Below are 22,191 nucleotides of genomic sequence, written 5' to 3' on the forward strand. Positions count from 1 at the left end.
GCCTGGAGTTACCAGGCATCCGGGGCCGGGCCGGGCCGGGGCCGCCGGGCATCCGCGGCAGCTGGGAACGCGAAGCCGCGCCCCGGGTGGCCGTGTCGCCAGGGGCGGCCATGCGGTCGTCAGGAACGGCCCGTGGCCGCGTCCCGCAAGCTGCCCCGCAAGCCGGTGTGCGGTGTGCGGTGTGCGGTGTGTCGGCTGCGTCCCATGCCTGCCATGACCGGTGGCTCATCGCGGGTGTCACGGACAAGATGCTTGTGGGGGCCGCTGCCGGGATACTGACCAAGCTGCCCGCGTGACCGGGCCGGCTACGCCAACGGGAGACAAGCAGCCGACGGGAGACAAGCCAGATGCCTCGTAACCCGAGGGACTTCTTCGCCCCGCTCGCGGTGGGAGCGCCGGCGCCCCTGCGAGAGCTCCCACGAGCCCCCTCCCGCGTGATCCACTTCTTCGACCCGAGCAACACGAAGATGGCCTCGAAGGTCCCGGACATCCTGCCCCGCATCGACGTGATCCTGGGCAACCTCGAGGACGGCGTCCGGGCCGACAGCAAGATCGAAGCCCGTGAGGGGCTGGTGAAGCTCGCCACAGCGACGGAGTTCGGCGACACCCAGCTGTGGACGCGGGTGAACAGTCTCGACTCGCCATGGGGCCTCGACGACCTGCTGACCCTCGTCCCGGCCATCGGCCACAAGCTGGACGTCATCATGGTGCCCAAGGTCGAGGGGCCGGAGGACATCCACTATGTCGACCGGCTGCTCGCCCAGCTTGAGGCGAAGGCGGGGCTGACCCGCCCGCTGCTCGTCCACGCGATCCTGGAGACCGCGCGCGGTGTCGCCAACGTCGAGGAGATCGGCGCGGCGAGCCCCCGCATGCAGGGTCTGTCGCTCGGGCCCGCGGACCTGGCCGCCGACCGGCGGATGAAGACGACCCGGGTCGGCGGCGGCCACCCCGGATATCTCGTCCGGGCCGACCCGTCCCCGACCGACCCGGACGCGCCGCGCCCGAGCTACCAGCAGGATCTGTGGCACTACACCCTCGCCCGGATGGTGGACGCCTGCGTGGCGAACGGCATCCTGCCGTACTACGGGCCGTTCGGCGACATCAAGGATGTCGTGGCCTGCGAGGACCAGTTCCGTAACGCCTTCCTGCTCGGCTGCGTCGGCGCGTGGAGCCTGCATCCGGTGCAGATCGACATCGCGAAGCGGGTCTTCAGCCCGGAACCGGCCGAGGTCACCTGGGCCCGGCGGGTCATCGAGACGATGGGGGACGGAACCGGAGCGGTGATGGTCGACGGAAAGATGCAGGACGACGCCTCGGTCAAGCAGTGCAGAGTGGTCCTGGACCTGGCCCGGACCCTTGCCGTGCGCGATCCACGGCTGGCCGAGGCGTACGGTTTCACCGACGCCGCCCCGGCCGACGCAGCTCCAGCCGACGCCGCCGAGCAGGTGGCGGCCCGATGAGCGGCGTGAACGGTGACCTGACGACCCGCTCGGCCGACTCGGCCGCCTACCGCCCGCGCCGGTCGGTCCTGTACATGCCCGCCGCGAACGAGCGGGCGCTGGAGAAGGCCAGAAGCATCCCCGCGGACGCGCTCATCCTCGACCTTGAGGACGCCGTCGCCCCGGACGCCAAGGACGCCGCCCGGGAGCGGGCCGGCGCGAAGGTCGCGGACGGGGTCTATGGCAGCCGCGAGGTGACCATCCGGGTCAACGCGCTGGACACCCGCTGGCACGCCGACGACCTGCGCGCGGCGGCCCAGGCCGGCCCGGACGCGGTGGTCGTGCCGAAGGTCGGTTCCGCGCGGGACGTGCACGCGGTCGAGAAGGGTCTGGAGGCAGCCGGCGCGCCGGATCACACCCGGATCTGGGCGATGGTCGAAACCCCGGTCGCGATGCTGCACATCGAGGAGATCGCGCGTTCCTCGCAGCGCCTCGCCGTCTTCGTCATGGGCACGAACGACCTGGCCAACGAGCTGCACGCCGAGCACGTGCCGGGCCGGGCGCCGCTGCTGACCGGGCTCGGGCTGTGCCTGCTCGCCGCCAGGGCCGCCGGTATCGCCATCCTGGACGGGGTGTTCAACAACATCCGTGATCTTGACGGCTTCGAGGCGGAGTGCGTTCAGGGCCGGCAGCTGGGCTTCGACGGCAAGACGCTGATCCATCCTGGCCAGGTCGAGCCCTGCAACCGGGTGTTCGCGCCCACCGAGGCCCAGGTCGAGGAGTCCAGGAACATCCTCGCGGCCTGGGAGGAGGCGCTGGCCTCCGGCCGCGGCGTCGCCACGGTGAACGGCCGGATGATCGAGAACCTGCACGTCCGCAACGCGCAGCGCATCCTCGCCGTCAGCGAAGCGATCACCACCCTGGAACGCGAAACCTCCTCCCCAGCACCCCCCGGATAACCACCCCGCGCCCCGCCGTCTGCCGCATCGTGCTACCGCTCTCTGCCGCGCCCACCCGTCCGCGGGATACGACCGAGCCGCGAGAGCCGTCAGCGGATCTGCTGTTGTAACCGCTGAAGGTCGCCGTGGACCCGGGTGCGGATGTGTCGGATCAGGGCCAGCAGGTCCGGGCAGTAGACGGACGGGTTGCGGAAGCCTGCTCCCGCGCGATAGCGATGGGGATAGTAACCACCGCCGCAGACGTCCCGGACGGTGCAGCCCTGGCAGGTGTCGGCGAGCGCGGCAAGGCCGATCTGCCGGGCCACGATGGCCGGGTGCGCCAACGCGGCGTCGAAGGAGTGGTCGGTTATGTGCAGCCCGGTTGCCGCGGCGTCCGGGTAGGTGGATTTCAGGGTGTCGACCTGCTCGATGGCTCCGTCGGTCTCGATGACGAGCAGAGTAGCGGCGGTGAGGCCGATTGCCTCGCTGTGGCTGGCGCCACCCAGCACGAGAGCCAGGATTTCGCCGAACAGGCGGATGTTGGTTTCCTGGCTGGCCGCCGAATACCATCGGTCGAACAACGGGACAAGCCAGTCGGAATACGGGGTCGACTGGCTGTCGCCGGCCCGCTGAGGCGGTGGGTCGGTCCAGTTGCCGTGTGGCAGCAGGAAGTCAATCATCGGTGGGTTGAACTCGAGAAGCTCCTCGTAGGCGACAAGCGGATCCGTGTCGAGGTCGATGGTGCACAGCAGTCCCGTGAACAGCTCGCGATAGGGTTCGGTACCCAACAGTCGCAGCGCGCGGGCGACCTCCCGGTGGCTTCCTCTGCCGTTCGGGTGACGGCGGTGACGGTCGTGTGCCTCTCGGGTGCCGTCCAGGCTGACGCCAACACCTATCTGGTGTTCGAGGAATACTTGGAGGAGGTCCTCGTTCAGCAGGACGGCGTTGGTCTGTACGCCGAATTCGACGACTGTGCTGACTGGAAGGGCCTCGCGCAACGTGGTTGCCAGGTAGGAGATGAACTCCCTGCCGGCGAGCAACGGCTCACCACCGTGCAGGATGACGTGTATCAGCGGGAGATGGTGGCTGCTGGCATGTTCGGCGATGCGGTCGATGGCGCTGGCAGCCGTCGACCGGGACATGGTGACCGGCTGGGAGTGCCAGGTCTGATCCGCCATCTGGTAGACGTAGCAGTAGTCGCAGGTAAGGTTGCAACGGCTGTGTACTTTAAGAACAAACTGCCTGAAAGGTACAGGCTGCCAGTCGGTATTCCGAAGCGCTGACACGTCCAGAATGTTTCCGGACCACTCTCCGGGACGATCCTGGTGGCCGTGTCCAGCCATTACAGGTGCGGCAGCGGACCTCTGTTGCTGTGCCTTCTGGTGGGGTCCGAGCTGAAGCTGTTGAAGCCCGCGATGGCGGTGTGTGGGTCCGTGGTTTCGCGTAGGACGCGCCGCAGGGCGTGTCTCAGAGCCGAGTCGTCGAGCGTCGTGAGCCGGGAAAGATCGGTTCTGGGCGGATCGACGGGGCCTGGCTCGGCGTGGAGTGCGTCGCTCATCCGGCATCCTCCTCAATCGGTGCACCTGGCGCACCAATCTAACGTAGTCAGAAGATTGCCGGGACGGATTCGTCGGAACGCGGACGGGGTTACGGCTGGCTGGGCTCTCAAACGGAGACGTCGCCAGGCTGCGGCCCGGTGGCTGGCAGGAACGCCTCCACGCAGGTGGCGCCGGCGGGTCCCGCGATGGCTTCGTGGCGGGTGTTCGCGGGCAGGTCGAGCCGGTCGCCTGGGCGCATCGGCCAGTCGGTTCCACCCACCCGAAAAATGATCTTTCCGTTGACGCAGAACAGCACCTTGTGCTGGGCGTGGGTGTGCTCGTCAAAGATCTCGCCCGGCCCGGCGGACCAGCGGTACGGGCGCAGCCCCTGCCGGACAAGCGTTGCCTCGACATCATGGGGGAGAGCCGTACCAGCGGTAACGGACACGTGCATGAATTGACGGTATCGCGTATTGAGTAACTGGAAGGGGCTGCGGCATGGGTTCGGCGGCCGCGAATGGGGAACCTGGTTGATAGCACTCCGGCCTGTCGGTTTAAGATGCGACCGTGGCGCACATCGTTCAGGGCTTCCAGTATCGGCCGGTCCGCAACACCGCCGGTGACACGATCCGTCCGATCGGCCTCGTTCTGCACGTCGCACAGGGTAACGGTTCCCAGTTCAACTGGTTCAACGATCCGCGATCTCAGGTGTCGTCGAACTTATGGGCGGGCAAGGCCGGGCAGCGTGAGCAGTACGTGCCCTCGGATGTCCGGGCGTGGGCGCAGCTCGCGGGGAACGGCACCTACAACTCGATCGAAACCGAGGGCTTCGACACCGAGGCGCTGACCCCCGAGCAGATCGAGAGCGTGGCCGTCGCCTACGCCGACGGGGTGCACGCCTTCGGTTGGGCACTGGCAGTGACGGATACCCCCGGCCAGTCCGGGCTGATCACTCATGGCGCAGGCAATCTTGCCTGGGGTAATCATCCGGGCTGCCCGGGGGCCATCCGAGCCGGTCAGCGTCAGCAGATCGTCGTGCGGGCAGCGCAGATCGTCGGCGGCTCGGCGTCGCCCACGCAGCCCAAGGTGGTGGCCCTGCAACACGCGGTGCATGTGGCCGCGGACGGTGTCTGGGGGCCGGCCACCGACGCGGCGCTGGCCGCGGTCCGGGCCAACCAGCACACCCGCGCCGAGCAGGCCGCGGTCGGCGCGACCGTCGACGGCGCCTGGGGCCCCCGGTCGCAGGCCGCGTACGTCGCGACGGTGCGGACGATCCAGTCCATCCTCGAAGTGGGCGTGGACGGTGTCTGGGGCCCGGTCACCGACCGGGCGTTCGTTGCTGCTCGTAATTCCTATTTCACCGGCTGATCCCAGTCGGCCGATTGGTCCCATTCGGTGACGAGCGCGTCCCAGGTACGGTAACGGGCCACCGAGTAAGCGGAGGACACCACACCGTCGGGGTCGACAACGGCCACCGGATAGCCAAGCTGGGCCCGGTACCCGCGTTCGCTGACGACAAGACGGCCGCCGAGGCGGGCCGCGCCGACGACGATCGGCCGGGACGTCCACCTCGGGGTGGCCGCGGCGGCGAGCTCCCGCGCCGACAGCCAGCCGTACAACCCGCAGGCACAGGCCTCGCCCGGCATCCGCGGATGCGGCGTCAAAGACGCCGCCAAAGACGCCGAGGAGGGCTGGCCGCCGAAGTCGTCCCGTACGCCGCGCAGGCAGAGCGCCCTGGTCAGGCCGTCGGGATACCACAGCAGCAGGTCGGTCGGGAACGGCGACCACGGCGTCCACGCCGGGCGCAGCCGGCCCGCGCCGTCCACCGCCCACTGGCGCCAGCCGATGACGCTCACCTGCCGGCCGGCACCGGCTCGGTCTCGGCCGGTTCAGTCGGTTCGGGCAGTGTCAACGGTTCCTGCTCCGGCCAGGAGATCGGTTCGTCCTCGACGATCCGCAGCGGCTCACCCACATTTGACATACATCAACGTTCCCTCGCCCCGCCGCGCCGGTCAATTCCCCACCGTCCCCGCCGGTCTCTCAACCCAGGCGCAGGATCTGTAGGCCGTGGTCGGCCAGGAGCGCTGGCAGGTGGCGGACGGTCGCGATGGCCTTGGCGCGCTGGTCGTCCGGGAGATCCAGCCAGTCGACCAGCAGGTTGTGCCGTCGGCGGCTGTCGTCGCGGACCGGGGCGAACGTCCAGCCCTGACCGCGCCGTTCCGCGCACCAGCGTTCGTGCTCGTGCCGGGCGAGCAGATCGATCTCGGCCGGGGTGAAGGAGAAGTCCGTCGGCGGGTCGGTCATCGGGACGACGACCGCGCTGATCTTTCCCAGTTTCACGCCGATGTCCTCGGCCTGCCGGTAGTTCGCCGCCCGCAGGTCGTCGCGGAGGTCGTCCCAGAGATCCATGGGCTCGGCGCTGCCGATGGTGCGTCCTTTTGCCTGCTCGTCGATGAGATACTGCTCGTGGATGGCGCGGGCCAGGACCGTCAACGTGTCGTTGCGCAGCTCGTCGGGCTCCGCCGCCTCGTCGGTGATCGCGAAGATCCGTACCTCGCCCGGCGCGGAGTCGAGCAGCCGGGGGTTGAGCAGGTCGCCGAGGGCCGTCCGCTGCCCTGTACACACAGTAACGATCTGGCCGACGTCCACGGTGTTGCGGGTGGTGTTCAACGCTCGGGGCAGGACGGTGTCCTCGTTCTGGTCGCACAGCACCAGGTGCCGGATGCCGAGCGTGCCCGCGTCGCCCGACGCGCCCGCTGACGGGGGCTCGGGCAGGACGGTCCCGAGATCGACGGTCGTCGCGGGCTCGTCCCTGACACGGGGGGCACAGTGCGCCGCGACCGGTGGGTAGCGCGTGCGCAGTTCGGCGAGCTGCGCTGACGCGTGCGTGTCCACCAGCACCAGCGGTAACGGAGGGGCACCGCTGCGGACCCGCCACAGCCGGGCCAGCGCGACGATCAGTGCGCGCCCGAACGGGCCGAGCCCGACGACCGCCACCGAGGGCAGCGGGTCGCCGGTACCGAGATGGGGCTCGAGAATGTGGGTGGCGAGCTTGCGGGCGGCGATTTCCTCCGGGGTGAAGAAATCCAGCCGGAAACCCGATCCCGCGGAGAGCCCGAGCCGGCGTGCCTTCAGCGCGAGCGCGAGCTCACCGTCGCTGATACGCGCATAGCAGGCGAGTGGTTCGGGATGGTCGCCTTCCTCGCCGGTGAGCGCGGCCACGGCCGCCACCACGGCCGCGTTGGCGGCGTTGTCCGCGAGGCACGCGTACACGGTCGTGGCCCTGGGCACACCGGCGGCGCGCAGCGTCGCCGGTTTCCAGGCGTCACCGACCACGACGAGACCCTGGGCATGCTGGTCGGCGTCGCCGGTGACGCGGATCACCGTGGTGCCGGCGGCGCGCAGCGCGGTGGTGATGGTCAGGGCGAACGGGTCGTCGCCGACGACGACAGCGTGCTCCTGGGCCCGCCGCGCCGCGCGCCGGTGACGCCGGTCGACGAGGATGTTCCACACCGACGCCGTCACGCCGTATGCGGTGGCGAACGGTGCCAGGAACCGGGCGACCTCCAGCGGCAGTGGGAAAGGGCCGCCGTCCTGTAGCGGTTCGGAAGCCAGCAGAAAGAGCTGCGCGTCGAAGTAGGCGATGTCGGCTGCCGGGTAGCGGCAGGCCCGGGTGTCCGGCGGGGGGCACCGCGAGTCGGGCTGGTCGAGCTGGGTCAGGCCCCACGCACCCAGGAAGGCCGCCACCAGAAAAAGCACCGCGAACATCAGCCACAGGGCCCGGCCGCCGCCGGCCCGTTCGTCCGGAATCCCTGTCACGTCGTTGTTCCCGCTCCCGTGTCGGCGCGGCCCGTACCGGTGTCACCGTCGTTGTTCTCCAACGCGGTTCCATCGGATTCACACGTCTCACCGGATTCTTGCATCGCGGGCGATCGGGAGCGGGATCCGCCCGGGGCTCACCGCCCGCGCCGGCCATCAATCCACCGGACACGGCCGCGAGAAGATCGTCTAGCTGGAACGGAGCGTCTAGAAAAGATCGACGTAGTCGGTGAGGATGTCGCCGAAGACTCCGGCATCGCCGTTGCGGTTCCAGAAGGCGGTGGCGGCCTGCACCGTCGTTGCCCCGGCGCGCAGGAAGTCGGCGATGTCACGGCCGCGGGACACCCCGCCCACGCCGATCAGCTCTACCGTCTCCGGCAGCAGCCGTCGCAGCTGGCGTACCTGGCCGAGTGCCACGGGCCGCAGCGCGGCACCCGCGAGCCCGGCCAGTTCGACGTCGATCACCGGCCGGTTCGCCTCGTCCAGGGCAAAGGCGTTCGGGAAGGTGTTGACCGCGCAGACGAACCGCGGGCCCCGCGGTGTGCCGGACAGTCTCGCCACCAGGTCCGCCAGCGCGGCCAACCCGGCCGGGTCCGAGAACGGGGAGATCTTTATGCCGAAGGGCGGCGGCTGGCGATCTTCGCCGCCACCGGTGGCGGTGGACGCGGCCGCGGCGAGCGCCTGGCCCACCTGGGCGCAGATGGCCTCGGTCCGGTCGTTGTCGAAACACGCGATGCGTTTCTGCCTGCCGTCGTCCCAGACGTTCGGGCAGGCCAGGTTGAGTTCGATGATGTCGGCGCCGGCGAGTGCCACGTCATGGGCGGCGATGGCGTACTCGGCCTCGCTGAATCCGGCGATACTCACGACGAGTGGCTTACCGGCGGCATGCGCCATCGAGATCATCGCTGGCAGGTGTTCGCGGTAGTACGCAAGCCCCGGATTGGGCAGGCCGAGCGCGTTGAGTGAGAAGAAATCCCCCGGATAGTAGACGTTGCCCCCGTTTCCGGTGCGCGCCCGCAGCGTGATGGAGCCGACGACGACCGCGGACACCGCGCTGCGAGCGAGCGCGCTCACCTCGTCAAGGCTCTTGCACGTGCCCGCGGCGTTCATCAGCGGATGCTCAAGTTCGACTCCGCACAGCGCTGCCACGGCCACCCTTCCCGAGATCCGCGTTTCCGATGTGGTTCGCCTTCTCCAGGGACAGTATCGAATTCCTGTTCCTGGACGTGGTGCGCGGATCGCGGCCGCTATGTCCGATATAACCACTGTTTCATATATCGGGTGTTTTCCGCTGGGTCGGGGGTCACTTCCGGGGCGTGTCCGGGCCGGGGTCGCCTGCCGGTGCACCACACGCCCTGTTCCCGTCTGGTTTCTGTTCGCGACCATGATTCGGCGCCGGCCCACGTTTGGCCTCCCCGACGGCTGTCGAAGAAGACAGGGTCGGCCGCACCGCGCTGTGGCGGCCCGGCGCCGGTCGACGTCACCGGTACCCACCGCATCCACCGGTGCCACTGGTCGTGGGGTCCGGTGCCGGCGGCTGATACCAGGGAAACATTTCAGGGAAGATACGACCGACACGGAAAGAGGGCCGACGATGGCGACCGGCGGAACAGGATTCAGTGACGTCGTCCACGATCTTATCTCGGTGCAGTATCACGCCCTCAAAGGGGGCCGTGAATACGAACAGTACATCCGTGACGCGAATGAGGAGGGGCAGCCGGAGATAGCCGATTTCTTCCGGACCGTCCTGGAACAGGACGCCGAGCGCGCGGTCGCGTGCCATCGTTACCTGTCCCGGTTGTCCGGTCATGCGCCGGCCGGCTCGATCGTCCGCTGAGGGACCGTCGGGGGCGTGCGGGGTCGTTCGGCGCGGTAGGCCGGGCTCATCCGGGCTCCATCCGACGCCCCTGCTCGACTGCCGGACCGGAGCCCGCCTGAGAGTCCCGGTCCGGCAGCCGAGGCCCATGCGGGAGCTGGCCCGTTCGGATTTCCCGGTCCGGTGGCCGGGGCCCGTCCTCGTCCTGCTGAGAAGCGCTGGGATCAGAAGCGCACGGTCTCGACGTCCTCGCCGCCGTGCAGGGCCCGCCACAGATGGCCGAACGAGTCGTACTGCTCCCGCTTGGGGCGGGCGGCGAGCCTTTCGACAAGCTGTTCCGGCGCGTTACGGCCACGCAGCACGTAGGTGAGCTGAGCGGCTCGAGCGGGGAAGTCGTGGCGGTCGAACCACCGGGCGAGTTCGGAGCGCGCCTCGACCGCCGCGGTGGGGTCCGTGTTGGCGGCAGCCTCGCTCGCCGGCCGTTCCGGGATCACCGCAACCTGGGGCTGATCCTCGCCGGGAGGTTCCGCGGAGCGCCATTCCTCGGTGCGCGTGTCCCGCCGCGCCCGCACGATCCCGTCCACTTCCTGGGCGAGGTTGTCGTCTTTGGCGGGGCCGTGCTTGGTGCTGCCGCGCTGCATTGACATCGTCGTGCTCCTGTTGTTGATCGTGTTCCTTGGTGGTTCCTGTGGTTACCGCCGTCCCGGCCGGTGCCGACCGCTGGGCCGCGAGTCCGGCGGAAGGATGCCGGGGCCGGGCGGTGGGAGGTCAGGGCCGGGGCCGGGACCTGGCAGATCGGGCCCTGGGCCCGGGCCGGGCAGATCGGGGCCGGGGACCGGCGGGGCGGGCCCGGGGCCAGGCCGTGGGACGTCCGGGCCCGGCCTCGGCACCGGACCAGGCGTCGGTGCCGGCGTCGGTGCCGGTGCCGGATCAGCTGTCGGTATCGGTTCGGGAGACGGCGGGGGGTTGGCGGGTGCGGGCACGGGCCGGGCGGTGGACGCGCCGGATGCCGGCCGTGAGGATGCCGGTCGCGAGGAGGACAGCTTGCCGTGCGTGACAACTAAGATCATGATGTGTCCTCCGTGGGGACGAAACGATCGATGATCGGGACGTGGCGGGCGGCCGGGGCTGGTTGCCGTATCGGTCGACTCCTGCCACCTTCCACGGACACGGCATCTCGAATCGTCCAAGTACCAGAGGTCCAAGTAGCAGAGGAGGGACCCGAGGAGCCGGGGGATCGGGGCTGGCCGCGGGCGGCTCCAGGAGCGGTCCGCGGATCCCAGCCGTGAATATCACGATCATGCGTTCTCCGGTTTCGTCCGAAAGAGCGGCTGTGCGGGTGTGCCGGGCACGCTGGACGGGGAAGTGGAGAAGACGACGAGGAAGTGACGAGGAAACGAAGAAGGCGGGGAAGTGGAGAAACGGCATGCCCGCGCGGGCTCGCGAACCGACATCGCGGGCCTGTAGGGCCTGGGAAGGCGTGCGGCCTGGGAGGTGAGTCTCGATGGCGAACGTACTCAGCGTAACCAGTGTGCCACCGGTGACGGTGCGGCGGTACAGGACGATCGGGGAAGCGGCCCATGAGATGGACCTCCACGGGGTGGGCGCTCTTCTCGTCACAGACGATCGCGATCACCTGGTCGGGATTGTCACTGATCGTGATATCGTGTTGCGGGGAGTTGCCCGTGGTGTTCCGATGGAGACCTCCGTCGATCGTCTGATGACGACGGAGGTCTTCACCCTGCCCGTTGACGCGGAGCTCGACCGCGCGTACGAGGTATTTCGCGATCATGCGCTGCGGCGGCTGCCCGTCCTCGACGGCGACCGGATCGTCGGGGTCCTCTCCATCGACGACCTCCTCATCCGTGACGCGCGGCGGATCGAGGACGTCGTACGTCCCCTTGCCCGGGAGGTCATCGCCCGGCACCGCAGGACGCCGGTGGGCACGGGTGGGGCCGTCCGTGCCGGCGACGGCGCCGTCCGTGCCGACAACGGTGGCACCTACGCCGGTAGCGGTGCCGGTAGTGGCGGCACCTACGCCGACAGCGGGGTGATCGCCTCCCGCCGGCTGGTGCGGGCCCACCCCGGTGACACCCTGGTCATCCACGGGCGGACGCTGGGCCGGCCGGAGCGGTCCGGCGAGATCCTGGAGGTGCGTTCCCCCTCGGGCGATCCGCCGTTCCTGGTCAGCTGGTCCGATTCCGATCATGTCAGTTTCACCTATCCGGGCCCGGACGCGGAGGTGCGTCCACGTGCCGAGGCGGCGACCGCGGCCACGGGCGAGCGGGCTGGCAACGGCAGCCGGTAGCAGCAGGTAGGCGGCCGGAAGCTGACAGGTGGCCGGCCCGCAGCCACCGGATGCCACCTGTGACGCCCTGACAAGGCCGCCCTGATACGGAGGTGGCGGGTGCATCCCCTGTTCGCCGACCGGCCGGCGGCGGGCCGTGCCCTGGCCGGGCAGCTGGCCGTATACGCCGGTCGTGACGACGTCGTCGTCCTCGCGCTGCCACGAGGCGGTGTGCCGGTCGCCTTCGAGGTGGCGCGACGGCTGGGTGCGGGGCTGGACGTCTTCCCGGTGCGTAAGCTCGGGGCGCCCGGGCACGCCGAGCTCGCGATGGGCGCGCTGGCCGGCGGCGGGACGCTCGTCCGCAACGATCAGGTGATCTATAGCCTGGGCATCGGGGAGGAGACGATCGCCGAGGTCGTGGCCGCCGAGCGCCGTGAGCTCGCCCGCCGGGAGGATGCCTACCGCCTGGGCCGGGACGCGCTCGACGTCACCGGCCGCGTGGTCCTGCTGATCGACGATGGGATGGCCACCGGTGCCACGATGTACGCCGCCGTCGACGCCGTCCGCCAGCGCGGGCCGGCGCAGGTGGTCGTGGCTGTGCCCGTGGCTTCGGAGCAGGCGTGCCGGCAGATGCGGTTCGTCGCCGACGGTGTGCTCTGTCTGCGCACCCCGTCAACCTTCTTCTCTGTCGGCCAGTACTACGCCGATTTCTCCCAGACGACCGATGACGAGGTCCGCGAGCTTCTGCGCCGTGCCGTGACCGCTGGATGACGGCCGGGCGGTCTTCCGCGGATCACCATCCGAAGCTCCTCACCCGTGGGACGCGGGCACCTTACGTGGCCGCGACAGAGAGGGGCGGTGTGGTGACGTCGGGGAGTTCGCCGGAGAGGTCTGGGCCGGACCGGATCCGGTCAGTAGATCAGTAGAGCAGTTCGCCCAGCAGACGCCCCAGATCCGTGCGTGGCGCGGGGGAGGTGGATGTTGCCGGGGTCGGTGTGGAAGCGGGAGCGCTACCGGCCGGTGCGGATGCCGGTTGTGAGGCCGGCGCTGGGGCGGGTGTGGATGCGGGCGTCGGCGAACCGGCCTGCGCAGGGGAGTTGTTCAGGCGTTGGGCGATGCTCGCGAGTCTGCTGCGTGCTTCGTCGCTGACCTCGACGGATGTGGCGTCGGCGAGCCGGTCAAGGAAGGGCGTGAGCCTGCCGGGGCCGGTGACCGTGCTGGGGATCAGCGCGTCCAGCGCTTTGGTGGTAGCCGCGTTGACCTGGCCCAGCTGGTTGTAGTGCGTCAGCCGGTCGCGCAGGGATGCCGGGCTGGTCTTCCAGCCGGCGAAGTCCGCGACGTTCAGACCGGTGATGCTGAAGGTGGTGGCCGGTTGCGCCGCGCAGCCGGTGTTCGCGGGCTCGAGAGTGAGACGGCCGGTGAGGGTGCCGGCCGCGCCCGCTTCGCCGATGTCCCGCCCGCTGAAGTGGGCGAGCTGCAGCCGGGCCGGCGTGCCACCACGGGCGTCCGCGATCACTGTGCCGCGGGTGCCGGTGATCAGATATCCGTGGCTGTCGAACAACGTCGCGCTGATCGGGACGCTGATCGGTGCCCCGCCGGTCGGGTTACCAGCCGTGCTCAGGACGCCGGTGATGTCGAGGGCGTCATAGCCGGTGACGGCCGGGTCGAGGTCGGCGGCTGTCGTGGTCAGCGAGTCCGCCGCGATGGTGATCGTTGGGCACTTCGTGGACGATGCCGGGGTGGGCAGGGCGGTTGCGCCGCTGCCGGCGTAACCGGCCGTCCAGGTCAGTACGGCACGGACATAGTCGTCGGACGGGTTGTAGGCGAGGATCGCTGCCCGTAGCTGCGCGGGATCGCTCAGATTGCGGTTGTAGGCACAGAGGTAGCCAGCGGCGGCGAGGGCAGCGTCGTCGATGTTGTTCGGGTCACGCTGGCCGTCGCCGTTGCCGTCGCTGCCGGCACTCACCCAGGAGGACGGGATGAACTGCATCGGCCCGACGGCTCGGTCGAAGACGGTGTCGCCGTCCCACCTGCTGTCGTCGGTGTCGGTGACACGCGCGCGCCCGCCCACGCCGTCCAGGGGAAGCCCGATGATCGACGGGGTGATGGTGCCGGCGGGGCTGATGGCGCGACCAGCGCCGTGGCCGGATTCCACCTTGCCGATTCCGGCCAGCAGAGGCCAGGTCAGATGGCAGTTGGGTCGCCCGGCCGCCATCCGTTCGGTTGCCCTGCGGTAGGCGGCCAGCACCCGTTCCGGTATGCCTCTGTCACCAGCGGCGAGTGTGACGGCCCCGCCCGACCCGGCGGCCGCTGCCGCGGCCAGGCTCTGTGTGCTCGGCGCGGCGGTACCGCCCGCCCTGCCGGAGCTGCCGCTACCCAGGCCGGCGAGCGGCGGTAACGAGAAAGCACCACCGTCGGCCGGCGGCCTGACTGGTCCGGGTGGAGGCCCGGCGGGGGCACCGGTCTGCGAGATGGCCGTGGAACCACTGACCAGAAAGAGAAGCGCGGTGGCGGCAGCCGGCATCACGAGTATCCGCACCCGGCGCGGGGGGGTGGACAGCCGGTCTACGAGACTCCGGACGTGCTGGAGTATCCGCACCCGGCGCGGGCGCGGGGTGGCTGGTATTTGCGGGTGGACCTCGCCGGATGCGGCTACGTCCCTGTGCTGGTACGCGCCAGTTCGTCTGGGGCCGCGCCAGTACTTGATCACAGTAGACGTCCACCTTGTCGAACAGCCTGGTTCAGGTAAGCCGCATGCGCGCTTCACCGGCTGGAACTCCGGCACACCGTCAGGGTGCCCACCGTCGTTGTACGCCGTGTTCCCGGACCGGGAAGTGGCTGCTGGCAGTCAGTGTCGGCAGTGCGCTCAAGCGTAGGTCTGTGGCTGGTAGGTCGTGAATCAGTGGTTTCTTGGTTGGACGAGGTGTCGTCCGGCGTTTCTGGTCCTCGTCCGGAATGTGTCGACAGTAAATGTCGTACGACTTTGACGCCAGGTGTCCGGGGGTAGTTTTCCAATAACTGTCGGTATGTAGTGACGAGTTGCGTGAACGTAGTCAGGCCCAGGTCCTGGGTGCTCCGGCGCTCGGTCGCTGGAGGGGGTGCGCCGCTCCGTCTTCCGTCACCGCTTCTCTCGTCACTGTTCGCTGATCGTTCGCCTGGGCGTTCGACCGGACGCGTGAGTCGTCTCTTGTACTTCTCTGAACGCGTTGTGTGTCGACGTGTCCCAGCGGCTCTGGTGCCCGTCGGTCCCGCGACGCCGTGCCTGCTTCTGTTACGGATATATGAATATCGCGGGTGTCCGTGGCCGGCCGGTGTGTCGGTCGTGGTAACAGGATGACGTTAACAGGGTGAGCGGTACAGGCCTCCCGGCTGCCCGCGGAACCGGACCGATACCGGGCGGTATTGTCCGCCCGCCGGTGGCCGTTCTGAACCAGGAGCGTATGACAGGCTGCCCCGGATTTGTCACCATCCCCGAGCGCGGTCGGCGACGGCCCGGATTCTCTGTGCTGTTCGACGGATCTGTCGGTCGGCAGGACGGCAGCGGTGCGTTCCGTACCACTCACCTGTGGGCACCATGATATGTGGAACGTGACTTATATGATGGCGCTGCTCACGAGATTATGGCGTGCCGGGGTGAAGGACGGGGTGTCGGTGACGGTTCACGACGGGCGTCGGCGTGGAGTCGCGCCCATATCATGATTGCGGATCGATGACTGTTGATCGGGCGCGGGTGGCAGCGGCGCTACCCGGCTACGAGCTGGGTGATGAGCTTGGTGCGGGTACGTTCGGCGTGGTGCTGGCCGGCTGGCACCGTAGTCTGCAACGTGATGTCGCAATCAAGATGATGCTCGGGAAGCACGGTCGGGCGGCGGCCGGTTTTGCCACCGAGGCCCGGGTTCTCGCCGCTCTGGATCATCCGCATGTGGTCCGGGTCTACGACTATGTCGAGACCGGAGAACTGCGTCTGCTCGTCATGGAGATGCTGGCCGGCGGGACGCTGACCTGCTGTCACCAGGCGGGGATGCTCCAGGAGGGAGCCTGCGCGGTGGGGCTGGCGATCGCCGCGGCACTGGCCTGTGCGCATTCCCGGGGGGTCCTGCACCGCGACATCAAACCCGACAACATTCTGTTCGACACCACGGGCCTGCTCAAAGTGGTCGATTTCGGGCTCGCGAAACAGGTGGGCGGATTGCCGGTCACCGCCAGCGCGGTGGCTGGGACGCCGTTGTACATGGCTCCCGAGCAGATCGATGGGGGCCGGCTGGGGCCGGCCACCGATCTTTACGCGCTCGGAGTGCTGCTCTATCTGTTGCTGACCGGGGTGACGCCGTTCGCCCCGGCCCCGTCCATCCTGCGGCAGCGTCTCGAGCAGGTCCCACCGCCGCCACCAGACGTGCCGGTTCGGGTAGCGGATGCGATCATGTGGGCGTTGGCGAACGACCCGGTGGCCCGCCCGCCGTCCGCTCAGGCCTTCGCGTTGTATCTGGCTCGAGCCGCGGCCGAGGCCTACGGCGCTGGCTGGCTCGCCCGCTCGGGGCTTGTGCTACATCTCGACGACGACGTCCGTGCCGCCGCCGAACGCCCGTCCGTGTCCGCCCCTCCGCCACTGCCGCCTATCGCCAAAAGTAATATTTTGTCTCCGAAAAGTGATACGGCGCCTTCGCCTTCGGCGGGCGACGCACCCGCTGACAGTCTGCTGTCACAGGGCATAGCGTCGGCTACGCAGGTGGGTGACCGTCCTACCGGCCGGGTGCGTCGCGTCCGGCCACACCATCGATCGGCCGTACCGCCCGCGCACCGCCGTCCCGGCGGTGCGCCTCGCCACCGTGGCGCTTCTCGCTGCCGTATCGCCGTCATCGCGTTTCTCCTCGCCGGCGCCGTGGCTCTTGTTGCCGCCACCCGCAGTGGGGACCCGTCTGATATCAGCATCCGTCCGCTCTCCCCGCCGCTGACCGGCCACACCCACTGGGTGCTGTCGGTGCTGTTCTCCCCGAACCAGCGGGTCCTGGCCAGCAGCAGCCGAGACGGGACGGTACGGTTGTGGGACGTCACCGACCGTTCCCAGCCTCGCCTGCTCGGCAGGCCCCTGACCGGCCCCACCGACGGGGTGACGTCGGTGGCGTTCTCCCCGGACGGCCATACCCTGGCCGGTAGCAGCTGGGACCGTACGATATGGCTGTGGGATGTGACGGATCCTTCCGCGCCCCGTTTGTCGGCCGGGCCGGTATCCGGCCACCGGGATGCCGTGACATCGGTGGCGTTTTCCCCGGACGGAAAAGTTCTGGCCAGCGGCAGCAATGACGGGACAGTGCGGTTGTGGGATGTCGCCGACCGTTCCGGTCCGCGCCCGCTTGGCAAGCCGCTGATCAGCCACGCCGACGCCGTGACGTCGGTGGTGTTCTCCCCAGACGGCCGTACCCTGGCCAGCGCCAGCTACGACAAAACGGTGCGGCTGTGGGATCTGACCGACCGTTCCCGCCCGCGCCTGTTCGGCGCCCCGCTGGTCGGTCACACCATGTTCGTGTTCTCGGTGGCGTTCTCCCCGGACGGCCATGTCCTGGCCAGTGGCAGTTACGACGGGACGATAAGGCTGTGGGACGTCACCAACCGTTCCGATCCGCATCCAGCTGGTGATCATTTGCGGGTCTCCAGTACCACCGTGCGGTCGGTGGCGTTCTCTCCGGACGGCCGTACGCTGGCCAGCGGCAGTTTCGATGGGACGGTCCGACTGTGGAACGTCACCGATCTTTCCAGTCCGTATCCGCGCAACGACTCCCTGACCGTCCATGGCGACTGGGTGATGTCGGTGGTGTTCTCCGCGGACGGGCGCACCCTGGCCACAGGCAGCAACGACAAGACGGTGCGGCTGTGGGAGCTGCGTCAACCCGCCTCCGCCGGCAGCTGATGTGACCGGCGAGAAGGCAATCTCGGTCAGGTTGCCGAGAACCCGCCGTCGACGAATATCGTCTGGCTGCCGGCCCGGGGCGGGTGCGCGGGTTTTCAGCGGACAGTATCGTGCGCAGGTGCTCGGCCGCCCGGTCGTAGGTGACCTGGAGGGCGAGCTCGTCGAATCCGTCGCACAGCAGCACCAGTTGGCCGCGCTCGAACATTCTGCGTACCGCGGGGATGTCGATGCGCTCCTCGCCGGCGACGGCCAGGTGCTGGGCAAGCAGGGCGTCCAGGCTGTGGTTCTTCTCCAGCGCCCGCAGTTCGATGAACACCGGCACCAGGTTCGGCAGAATTCTCGACAGCCGCCGGGCGAGCTCCCGGAGCAGGAATGTCTTCCAGTGGCCGAAGTTGGCGAGCACGAGGATCAGCCGGGCGGGTTCGGCGTCCAGCCAGTTCACCATGGTGTCGAAGACGTCGTCGTCCGGTTCGGCCGACTGGTCGGGGCCGCGCCGTCCGGCCCGGTCGAGGCGAACGTAACGTTGTGGCACATACAGCCACGGGGGATAGAGAAGGTCGTTTTCCAGGCGTTCCGACTGGCGGATCAGATATCGACGCGGATCCCACAGCCGCTGGAACTCGGGCAGGCTGCGGACGAGTACGCCACGGCGGCGGGCCCGGCGTATCAGCGCCGCGTCGACGACCTCCCCGCCGTAGACCAGTTCGGACTCGACCTCGGGGTCACGCGCCTCGTAGCGGGCATGTACCCGTTCGACGAAGCCGGTGAGCACCGACTCGTCCAGGCCGTCCGACGCGATGCCGACCGGCCACCGCCGCGTGAGGCCGGACTCGTCCCGGATGACGAACAGATGCGCGGCGGCGGGGTCGTCCGGCGAGACCCGCTGGATACGCGCGTCCGGATAGCTGTCGGCGCACGCCTGCTCGACCAGCTCAAGAAAGCGCGTGGCCGCGGACCGGTACTGCTCGCCCGGGAAAGCCGGTGCCTGCGCCGCCGCTGTCACGGCTCCTGGAAAAGGCGGCGCCTGCCGGGGACGGCCGTCTGTGCTGTGGGCCGTCCGAACACCGGCGAGGAGTTCTGTCCGGGCCCTTTCGGAGGAAAACCCGACCAGGTCGATCCACGTGTAGCCGCCGAGCAGCCCGGGACGTTCGCACGGCGCCACCAGCACTGGGATCACGCGCCGCCGGCGCCCCAGCGGGTCGTCCCGGAAGGCGGCCTGCCACTCCGCTTCCACATAGTCCGAACGCAGGGCGTCGGGCTAGAGCACGACCAGCGTGTGATCGGCCTCGTCGGTCATGCGCTGCATCCAGGCCGCCCAGTTGGTGCCCGGCATCAGATGCCACGCCTGGAGATGGACGTCGTATCCGGTCTCCGTAAGCTGCCAGGCGATCCACTCCGCCCACGCGCGGTCCACCTGGGTGTAGCTGATAAATATGACGGGCAGACCCGCGGGACGTTCATCGACCACCTGCCGATAATCCCACGGTCGGTGCCTTCTCCTGTTACCTCCCGGCGCATGGCCGAACGTCATTTTATAATGCGTCGCCAGCCGCGGCGTACTGTTTGTTCAGGCGGCGGTAACTATCTGTTTGTTTTTCGTCGCGTGAGGCTGCTGATACCCGGGAAGCGGTGGCCGCCGTCCCCGCGGACGGTTCGCGGTGGCGGCTCGGCGGCCAGGGTGTCTGGTCCGGCGTTTTCCGGCGGTGGTACCTGCCGGCGCGGGGTCAGCGCAGATGGACGGCGATCAGGCAGGTGTCGTCGTCGGTGTCGGGGGTGGTGTGGCGCAGGAGGTGGTCGGCATACCGCTGGAGGTCGGCGATCGGCCGGCCGGCGACCAGGACGAGGGTGTCCAGCGCCTCGTCGAGGGCGCTCCCGCGCCGTTCGATGAGCCCGTCGGTGAACAGCAGGACGCCGTCGTCGGGCCGCAGCGCGGTGGCGGTCTCCTCGTAGGCGCTGTGTGGGTCCGCCCCGAGGAGGACTCCGGCCGGCAGCGGGAGCGTGCCGGCGTCGCCGTCGCGGACCAGGACGGGCGGCAGGTGCCCGGCGCATGCCCAGCGCAGCACGCGGGTGGCCGGGTCGTACAGACCGCAGACGGCGGTTCCGGTGACGTCGTCGGTGAGGTGGTAGGCGACGTCGTTGAGCCAGCGCAGCAGCTGGGCCGGCCCCGCCCCGGTCATGGCAAGGCCACGCAGGCTGTTGCGTAACGTGACCATGCCGGTGACAGCCCTGATCCCGTGCCCGGCGATGTCACCGACGGTGAGAAGGACCTCCCCGGAGGGCAGGACGACCGCGTCATACCAGTCACCGCCGACCAGATGGTCCTGGTTGGCCGGTCGGTAGCGGACGGCGATGTCGAACCCGGCGGTCTCGACCGGATCGGCCGAGAACGGCGTGATGGCCCGTTGCAGCTGGATGGCCAGACGCTGCTGGTCGTCGGCCCGCTGTTCGGTGTCGGCAAGCTGGCCGCGGGTGGCGGCGAGGGCGACCTGGGTGTGGTAAAGAGTCGAAAGATCCTGGTATGTGCCGCGGACGGCGACCAGGGTGCCGGCGGCGTCCGTGACGGGTTCGGCGAACGCGCGTATCTGCCGGATCGCGCCGTCGGCCCGCAGGAGCCGGAATGTCGTGGCCGCCGGCCGCACCTGGTTGAACAGCACGTCACGGAAACGGCGGACAGCATCGAGATCATCGGCATGGACGTGGGCGTCCAGTCCCTGCAGGGAGATGGGTGCTTCCGGCGCATCCGGCATCAGCCGGAACAGCGTGAAGGTGTGGTCGGTCCAGCGCACGTCACCGGTGAGTACGTCCTGCTGCCAGCCGCCGAGCTCACCGAGCCGCTGGGCGTGCTGGAGGATGGTGGTCAGCCCGTTGCTGTCGTCGGCCCGCCGCCAGGTCAGCGCGATGCCGTCGAAGAGCCGGCCGATACGCACATCCATCTCCGTCGCGACGATCCGGTCACCGACGATGACGTGGACGGGCAGGCTGTCGGCCTGATACGGCTGACCGGTGCGCAGCACGTCCACAGCGTGCTCGAACAGCCCGTCCGGGACCGTCATCAGCGGATGGACGTGGGACAGCCGGCGGCCGACGAGATCCCGGGGACCGCGGCCGGCCGGGTCGACGAACCCGTCGCTGACGTGGTCGATCTGGAAGTCGACGATCCGTCCGTCATGGTCACGGACGGCGTGGGCGACGAGGGCGGAGCACAGCAGGGCGTCCAGCAGGGCGGGCAGCCACGAGCCGTGGCGTCCCCAGGTGCGTTCCCCCTGGACCCCGAGGCTGCTGGCGCAGACTCCGGCCAGCGTGAGCAACTGGTGGCGCAGCGCGGGAGCGAACTCCTCGAGAGGCTGCGGCCAGCAGATCTCCATCGCTCCCAGCAGCGCCCCGGCGTCGGTCAGCGGCAGCACCGCCCGGGCGCCGCGCCAAGGCCCGACCAGCGGGAGCGGGCGCGGCAGGTGGTGGGCTGCCGGCCACCACCGGGGGCAGCCGTCCTGAACGACTCGCTGGGCAGGGCAGTCCATCTGCGGCGGGAGGCGCTGCCAGCGGCTTGCCTCCAGGGCGCTGAGCCCCGCCTCGCCGGCGAGTTCCAGCGCGCCGTCCGGTTCGGTCATCCACAGCGCCACGGCCACGGCTCCCAGCGGGGCGAGGGCCTCCTCCAGCGTCGCCACGGCGATCCGGGATCCGTCCACGGCCCGTGGTGCCGGGGCGTCGGCCAGTTGCGCCGGCTGGTGGCGGGGCGGCTGTGCCGAGCCCCGCACGAGCGCGTCGCCCGCCGGCTGGCCGACCACGTCGGCGGCGAGCTCTGCCAGGGGCATCCCGGACCGGGCCGCCAGGTGGGTGAGCTGCCTGGCAGCCTCACCGGGGGAGCAGCGCAGGCGCTCGGTCAGGACACCGATCGCGAGATCCACCAGGGCTTCGGTGGCGGCCTGCGCCCGCACCGCCTCGAGTTCGCCCTGCTGGCGGACGATCAGTGCGGTCAGACGCGCCACCTGGTCGTCGCCGGCCGGGCCGGTCGGCCGCTGTGTTCCCACCACGTACGTCCCTCACTGGCTCGGGTGCCGCCGGCATGCGGACTGCGGCCCCCAACACGGACATCCTCGCACGGACGCCACCACGCGGACGAAGCCCCCGCGGTCCGCTGTTCTCCCGTTCTTCGTTGCTGCTGTTCCGTGGTTCTCCCCGGCCCTGGCGCCGTGGGCCGATGACGACGCGACGGTGCCTGTTCGGTGCCTGCCCGATGCCTGTTCGATGCCTGTTCGATGCGTGTTCGGTGGCTGGTCGGTATCTGTCCGCGTCGGTTACGGGCCACGATTCCGAGACCGTTCGAGAAAACCCTAGGGCATCAGGAAACTGGGTCGAGTGCGTTGTCTGTTTCACCCTGGTTTGCGAATCGTCCAACTCTCTACCGTGGAGCACGGGGACCGGCCGGCTGTTCGGGGTCGGCGGCCGACG

At 69.4% G+C, this 22,191-nt stretch carries 17 protein-coding genes and 2 pseudogenes; 8 read left to right on the forward strand and 11 right to left on the reverse strand.

Annotated elements, in window-relative coordinates; translation table 11 throughout:
* Nucleotides 1-347: 347 nt before the first annotated feature.
* Both FSYMDG_RS02525 and FSYMDG_RS02530 read left to right on the forward strand, forming a co-directional pair.
* Complete coding sequence (locus FSYMDG_RS02525; protein ID WP_013872040.1) at nt 348-1,460, forward strand: HpcH/HpaI aldolase/citrate lyase family protein; 1,113 nt, start codon at nt 348-350, stop codon at nt 1,458-1,460.
* Nucleotides 1,457-2,398 (forward strand): HpcH/HpaI aldolase/citrate lyase family protein, encoded by a 942-nt coding sequence (locus FSYMDG_RS02530; RefSeq protein ID WP_013872041.1) that lies wholly within the window; start codon nt 1,457-1,459, stop codon nt 2,396-2,398. Before FSYMDG_RS02525 ends, FSYMDG_RS02530 begins: the two co-directional genes overlap by 4 nt.
* A gap of 89 nt (nt 2,399-2,487) precedes the next feature.
* On the opposite strand, the gene FSYMDG_RS02535 is transcribed toward FSYMDG_RS02530, so the two are convergent.
* From FSYMDG_RS02535 to FSYMDG_RS02545, 3 genes are all read right to left on the reverse strand, one after another.
* On the reverse strand, nt 2,488-3,720 hold the full coding sequence (locus FSYMDG_RS02535) for an FxsB family cyclophane-forming radical SAM/SPASM peptide maturase (protein WP_013872042.1): 1,233 nt from the start codon (nt 3,718-3,720) through the stop codon (nt 2,488-2,490).
* Nucleotides 3,720-3,935, reverse strand: a complete 216-nt coding sequence (gene fxsA, locus FSYMDG_RS29930) for an FxSxx-COOH cyclophane-containing RiPP peptide (protein WP_013872043.1) — start codon at nt 3,933-3,935, stop codon at nt 3,720-3,722. Before fxsA ends, FSYMDG_RS02535 begins: the two co-directional genes overlap by 1 nt.
* Before the next feature lie 107 nt (nt 3,936-4,042).
* Nucleotides 4,043-4,369 (reverse strand): cupin domain-containing protein, encoded by a 327-nt coding sequence (locus tag FSYMDG_RS02545; protein ID WP_013872044.1) that lies wholly within the window; start codon nt 4,367-4,369, stop codon nt 4,043-4,045.
* 113 nt (nt 4,370-4,482) lie between these two features.
* Here FSYMDG_RS02545 and FSYMDG_RS22575 point away from each other — a divergent pair, with 113 nt between their 5' ends.
* Nucleotides 4,483-5,283 carry a peptidoglycan recognition protein family protein gene (locus tag FSYMDG_RS22575; RefSeq protein ID WP_013872045.1) on the forward strand — a complete coding sequence of 267 codons (801 nt, stop codon included), beginning with the start codon at nt 4,483-4,485 and terminating at the stop codon, nt 5,281-5,283.
* On the opposite strand, the gene FSYMDG_RS02555 is transcribed toward FSYMDG_RS22575, so the two are convergent.
* From FSYMDG_RS02555 to FSYMDG_RS02565, 4 genes are all read right to left on the reverse strand, one after another.
* Nucleotides 5,268-5,771, reverse strand: a complete 504-nt coding sequence (locus FSYMDG_RS02555; RefSeq protein WP_013872046.1) for a hypothetical protein — start codon at nt 5,769-5,771, stop codon at nt 5,268-5,270. The genes FSYMDG_RS22575 and FSYMDG_RS02555 overlap by 16 nt on opposite strands.
* Nucleotides 5,768-5,896: a hypothetical protein gene (locus tag FSYMDG_RS29105; protein WP_013872047.1), complete on the reverse strand. Its 129-nt coding sequence runs from the start codon at nt 5,894-5,896 to the stop codon at nt 5,768-5,770. The genes FSYMDG_RS02555 and FSYMDG_RS29105 overlap by 4 nt, the downstream gene beginning before the upstream one ends.
* A 59-nt stretch (nt 5,897-5,955) precedes the next feature.
* Nucleotides 5,956-7,734, reverse strand: coding sequence for a RyR domain-containing protein (locus FSYMDG_RS02560; protein WP_013872048.1), 1,779 nt, complete (start codon nt 7,732-7,734; stop codon nt 5,956-5,958).
* 207 nt (nt 7,735-7,941) lie between these two features.
* Nucleotides 7,942-8,883, reverse strand: coding sequence for a dihydroorotate oxidase (locus tag FSYMDG_RS02565; RefSeq protein ID WP_043604566.1), 942 nt, complete (start codon nt 8,881-8,883; stop codon nt 7,942-7,944).
* A 445-nt stretch (nt 8,884-9,328) separates the two neighbouring features.
* Between FSYMDG_RS02565 and FSYMDG_RS02570 the strand changes: the two genes are divergently transcribed.
* Entirely contained in the window at nt 9,329-9,571 is a 243-nt protein-coding gene (locus FSYMDG_RS02570; protein WP_013872050.1) for an acyl carrier protein, read from the forward strand.
* A gap of 203 nt (nt 9,572-9,774) precedes the next feature.
* On the opposite strand, the gene FSYMDG_RS02575 is transcribed toward FSYMDG_RS02570, so the two are convergent.
* Complete coding sequence (locus FSYMDG_RS02575; protein ID WP_013872051.1) at nt 9,775-10,197, reverse strand: DUF2795 domain-containing protein; 423 nt, start codon at nt 10,195-10,197, stop codon at nt 9,775-9,777.
* An 857-nt stretch (nt 10,198-11,054) separates the two neighbouring features.
* Here FSYMDG_RS02575 and FSYMDG_RS29935 point away from each other — a divergent pair.
* From FSYMDG_RS29935 to FSYMDG_RS02590, 3 genes and pseudogenes are all read left to right on the forward strand, one after another.
* A pseudogene (locus tag FSYMDG_RS29935) lies at nt 11,055-11,207 on the forward strand (CBS domain-containing protein); the annotation flags it as partial.
* A gap of 39 nt (nt 11,208-11,246) precedes the next feature.
* Nucleotides 11,247-11,858 (forward strand): DUF1918 domain-containing protein, encoded by a 612-nt coding sequence (locus FSYMDG_RS02585; protein ID WP_431307067.1) that lies wholly within the window; start codon nt 11,247-11,249, stop codon nt 11,856-11,858.
* 99 nt (nt 11,859-11,957) lie between these two features.
* Nucleotides 11,958-12,608, forward strand: coding sequence for a phosphoribosyltransferase (locus tag FSYMDG_RS02590; protein ID WP_013872053.1), 651 nt, complete (start codon nt 11,958-11,960; stop codon nt 12,606-12,608).
* Between the two features lie 148 nt (nt 12,609-12,756).
* Here FSYMDG_RS02590 and FSYMDG_RS27330 read toward each other — a convergent pair whose 3' ends face one another.
* Complete coding sequence (locus FSYMDG_RS27330; RefSeq protein WP_085948580.1) at nt 12,757-14,361, reverse strand: lytic transglycosylase domain-containing protein; 1,605 nt, start codon at nt 14,359-14,361, stop codon at nt 12,757-12,759.
* A gap of 1,185 nt (nt 14,362-15,546) precedes the next feature.
* Here FSYMDG_RS27330 and FSYMDG_RS02600 point away from each other — a divergent pair.
* A complete protein-coding gene (locus tag FSYMDG_RS02600; protein ID WP_013872055.1) occupies nt 15,547-17,742 on the forward strand; it encodes a WD40 repeat domain-containing serine/threonine protein kinase in 2,196 nt (731 codons plus the stop codon).
* 610 nt (nt 17,743-18,352) lie between these two features.
* Here the strand turns inward: FSYMDG_RS02600 and FSYMDG_RS29940 are convergent.
* Nucleotides 18,353-19,273 (reverse strand): annotated as a pseudogene (locus tag FSYMDG_RS29940) (toll/interleukin-1 receptor domain-containing protein); the annotation flags it as partial.
* A gap of 193 nt (nt 19,274-19,466) precedes the next feature.
* Complete coding sequence (locus FSYMDG_RS02610) at nt 19,467-21,770, reverse strand: SpoIIE family protein phosphatase (RefSeq protein WP_013872056.1); 2,304 nt, start codon at nt 21,768-21,770, stop codon at nt 19,467-19,469.
* Nucleotides 21,771-22,191: the final 421 nt, after the last annotated feature.

The organism is Candidatus Protofrankia datiscae (assembly GCF_000177615.2).
GTDB lineage: Bacteria > Actinomycetota > Actinomycetes > Frankiales > Frankiaceae > Protofrankia > Protofrankia coriariae.

Bases quoted from the DNA above. Each gene is read 5' to 3' on its own strand.
- FSYMDG_RS02525 (WP_013872040.1), top strand. From the start codon at position 348: ATGCCTCGTAACCCGAGGGACTTCTTCGCCCCGCTCGCGGTGGGAGCG.
- FSYMDG_RS02530 (WP_013872041.1), top strand. From the start codon at position 1,457: ATGAGCGGCGTGAACGGTGACCTGACGACCCGCTCGGCCGACTCGGCC.
- FSYMDG_RS02535 (WP_013872042.1), bottom strand. From the start codon at position 3,720: ATGGCTGGACACGGCCACCAGGATCGTCCCGGAGAGTGGTCCGGAAAC.
- fxsA (WP_013872043.1), bottom strand. From the start codon at position 3,935: ATGAGCGACGCACTCCACGCCGAGCCAGGCCCCGTCGATCCGCCCAGA.
- FSYMDG_RS02545 (WP_013872044.1), bottom strand. From the start codon at position 4,369: ATGCACGTGTCCGTTACCGCTGGTACGGCTCTCCCCCATGATGTCGAG.
- FSYMDG_RS29105 (WP_013872047.1), bottom strand. From the start codon at position 5,896: ATGTCAAATGTGGGTGAGCCGCTGCGGATCGTCGAGGACGAACCGATC.
- FSYMDG_RS02570 (WP_013872050.1), top strand. From the start codon at position 9,329: ATGGCGACCGGCGGAACAGGATTCAGTGACGTCGTCCACGATCTTATC.
- FSYMDG_RS02575 (WP_013872051.1), bottom strand. From the start codon at position 10,197: ATGTCAATGCAGCGCGGCAGCACCAAGCACGGCCCCGCCAAAGACGAC.
- FSYMDG_RS02585 (WP_431307067.1), top strand. From the start codon at position 11,247: ATGGAGACCTCCGTCGATCGTCTGATGACGACGGAGGTCTTCACCCTG.
- FSYMDG_RS27330 (WP_085948580.1), bottom strand. From the start codon at position 14,361: ATGCCGGCTGCCGCCACCGCGCTTCTCTTTCTGGTCAGTGGTTCCACG.
- FSYMDG_RS02600 (WP_013872055.1), top strand. From the start codon at position 15,547: ATGACTGTTGATCGGGCGCGGGTGGCAGCGGCGCTACCCGGCTACGAG.